The organism is Kordiimonas marina, from assembly GCF_023006325.1.
Taxonomy (GTDB): Bacteria; Pseudomonadota; Alphaproteobacteria; order Sphingomonadales; family Kordiimonadaceae; genus Kordiimonas; species Kordiimonas marina.
This window is the reverse complement of the sequence record NZ_JAINDF010000015.1, coordinates 1-2,654: the sequence shown is the minus strand read 5'-3', so window position 1 is coordinate 2,654 and position 2,654 is coordinate 1. Positions and strand designations below refer to the sequence as shown.

The 2,654-nt window shown below is 59.9% G+C and carries 1 protein-coding gene; it reads right to left on the bottom strand.

Annotated elements, in window-relative coordinates:
- Positions 1 to 79: 79 nt before the first annotated feature.
- Positions 80 to 2,626: a calcium-binding protein gene (locus K6118_RS17435; protein WP_281500885.1), complete on the bottom strand. Its 2,547-nt coding sequence runs from the start codon at positions 2,624 to 2,626 to the stop codon at positions 80 to 82.
- Positions 2,627 to 2,654: the final 28 nt, after the last annotated feature.

Below are 2,654 nucleotides of genomic sequence, written 5' to 3'. Positions count from 1 at the left end.
CTTATAGCAGTGTCATCAAACGAAAAGGGGAGGAGCTATTGCTCCTCCCCGGATCGAACTTTTTGGTAAGCGGTTAGGCTTAGTAGGTGATGTCCATGGTGGACAGGTCACCGATCGAGACACCTTCGATGAAGATGGTGTCGCTTGCGCCTACGGTGATCAGGACACCGGCTACGCCGCCCTGGGTCGTCTCAACCGTCTGGCTCTGCAGGTCGGCCAGGTCGGTTACGTCGTACCCAGCAGCCGTGATGCCGCTCAGGTCAAGGGTATCAACATCGGTGTTGAAGTCCTTGATCGTGTCTGCACCGTCGCCGTCGACGAACGAGAAGGTATCAGCACCGCCGTCACCGTACAGGACGTCGTTGCCCGTACCGCCGTCGATGGTGTCAACACCGTCGCCACCGTGCAGGGTGTCGTTACCAGCACCGCCGAGGACATCGTCGTTGCCCGTGCCGCCGTAGACGTCATCGTTACCAGCACCGCCGTCAACGCTATCGTCGCCAGCATCGCCGTACATGGTGTCGTCACCAGCATCACCAGCCATGGTGTCGTTGCCATCGCCGCCATTCATCATGTCGTCGTTGGAACCACCAGCCATGTCGTCGTTGCCAGCCTGGCCGCTCAGGACGTCGTCGCCGTTGCCGCCAAGGATGCTGTCGTTGCCGTCGCCGCCGTTGATCATGTCAGCGTCGTCGTTACCAGCAAGCGTATCGTTGCCGGTACCGCCATAGATGGTGTCTGCACCGTTCTGGCCCCAGACAACGTCGTTGTTGGCACCGCCATACAGCGTATCCGAGCCAGCACCACCGTAAACAGTGTCAGCACCGTCGCCACCGAAGACGAGGTCGTTACCAGCGTTACCGCTCAGGGTATCGTCACCGGCACCACCGTAGATGTCGTCGTTACCGGCGCCACCAGCGATGATATCGTCGCCAGCGTCTTTACCGCCGTAGATGGTGTCGTCACCTTCGTTTGCGGTGATGTCATCGTTGCCGTTGCCGCCGCCGATAACATCGTTAGCGTAACCGCCGAAGATGTCGTCGTTGCCGTCGCCAGCCCAGATGGTGTTCGCACCGTCGGTGTTCGCCGTTACAGCTTCACCCCTGTTGAAGATGCTGTCAGCGTTACCGTCGCTCCAAGCACCGCCGATGATGGTGTCGTCGCCGGCACCGCCGTAGATGGTGTCCGAACCGGTTACTGCGGTCAGGTCACCCAGACCACCGGCGTTCGAACCACCGCCAACGATGATGTCGTTGCCAGCACCGCCACCGAGAACGTCGTTGCCTGCACCACCGAATACGGCATCGTTATTGGCACCAGCATAAGCGGTGTCATTGCCTGCGCCGCCAACAAGCGTGTCGTCGCCGTAGCCACCGGACAGATAGTCGTCGCCGTTGCCGCCGGTGACCGCGTCGTCGCCGTTGTTACCGATCAGACGGTCGTCGCCGTTGCCGCCCTGGAACGTCTCGTTGTCGCCGTCACCCGTGAGGGTTTCGCCAGCGTCGTCAGCGTTGAACACATGGTCTTCGGTAACCGAAGAGGTAACCGACATCGACAGCGTGTCATCAGCACAAGCCGTGCTGGTCACCGTCATCGTGAAGGTGTCGTCAACGTTGGCATTCTCGTTGTTCAGGCTCGCGTCAGCTTTGAAGCTGATCGAGTCGAGGTTGCCGTCGCTGTCGCTGTCCGTAACCGTGATAACACCGTTCGCTACAGCAACCGTGTCACCGTTCGCGCTAACAGCTACGCCATTGACCGAGGTGATGTCCCAGTCGTTGTTGGCTGCATAAACAAGACCCTGGGTCGTGCCGTTATACATGAGGATGCCGTCAGCACCCGTAACGTGAGCCGTCGACGAAGCACCGGCAACAGCTGCAACAGACTGGTTAACCGTGAAGGAAACATCGTCCGTGCACGAGGTGTCGATCGTTACGTTGTCAGCTTTGATGATTTCAACGCCGTACAGGGAGTCGGCATTGCCGTCACCATCAAGGTCGAGCTCAAAGCCGCCCGTGATCGTGACCATGTCGGTGTTCGAATCAAGCGAACCGTCAACAACGAACGTATCGGTGTTGGCGCCACCGTCGACACTATCAATGCCGTTGGTGTCGTAGATCGTGTCGTCGCCGTTGCCGCCGCTTTCGACCTGAACTGCGGTAACCGCAGTAGCATCGCCTGCGTCCAGCGTGTCGTTGCCGTCACCACCGTCGAGGTTATCGTCGCCGTTGCCGCCCGAGAGGCTGTCGTCGCCAGCAAGACCCTGGAGCGTATCGTCGCCGTTGCCGCCCCAAAGAGTATCCATGCCGCCGTTACCCAGCATGTCGTCGTTGCCGTCCTGACCCCAGAGGGCGTCGTTGCCGCCGTTACCCTGAAGCTGGTCGTCGCCGGTGCCGCCGTAGACCGAATCGTCGCCGTTGCCGCCAGCGAGCGTATCAGCGCCAGCGCCGCCGAGCAGCGTATCGTTGCCGTCATCGCCGGTGATGTTGTCGTTGCCAGTACCGCCATCGATACTGTCGTTACCGGGGCCGCCCCCGATAGAATCGTTGCCGCCAGCACCCGAAATAATATCGTCGTCCGCAGTGCCGAACATGCTGTCATTACCGGTCGTACCATACATGGTAGCCATAGTGCTCCTCCTAAAAGCTCCTAGAGAT

Coding starts and splice junctions, on each gene's coding strand:
- K6118_RS17435 (WP_281500885.1), bottom strand. CDS start 2,626: ATGGCTACCATGTATGGTACGACCGGTAATGACAGCATGTTCGGCACT.